Origin of the sequence: Brevundimonas sp. P7753 (genome assembly GCF_013386595.1) — a bacterium.
Lineage (GTDB): Bacteria > Pseudomonadota > Alphaproteobacteria > Caulobacterales > Caulobacteraceae > Brevundimonas > Brevundimonas bullata.
In genome coordinates this window covers 1-319 of sequence record NZ_JACARP010000272.1, presented here as the reverse complement: position 1 = coordinate 319, position 319 = coordinate 1, and the positions used below count along the sequence as shown (strand labels likewise).

General features: G+C 66.8%; 1 protein-coding gene. It reads right to left on the bottom strand.

The window, feature by feature from the left end; genetic code table 11:
• Positions 1–19: 19 nt before the first annotated feature.
• The coding region (locus tag HX774_RS19545) for an NAD(P)H-dependent glycerol-3-phosphate dehydrogenase (protein ID WP_370523756.1) at positions 20–319 on the bottom strand (300 nt) is incomplete at its 5' end.

Here is a 319-nt window from a genome sequence, read left to right as displayed (position 1 = left end):
CCCCTTGATTGCGGCGTGACTAGCGTGCCGATTCGGATTTGGCGTCGCGCTGCAGCAGACGCTCGACCGCCTTCGCAGCAGGAAGCCCTTCGAACAGGACTTCGCAGACGGTAAAGGTGATCGGCATGTCCACGCCCTTGGCGCGCGCGAGCGCCGCAACGGCACGCGCACAACGCACGCCTTCGGCGACGTGACCGAGGCTGTGCAGGATGTCGTCGAGCGTGCGGCCCTGCGCAAGCTGCATCCCGACCGTGCGGTTGCGTGACAGATCGCCGGTGGCGGTCAGCAGCAGATCGCCCACGCCAGTCAGCCCCATGAA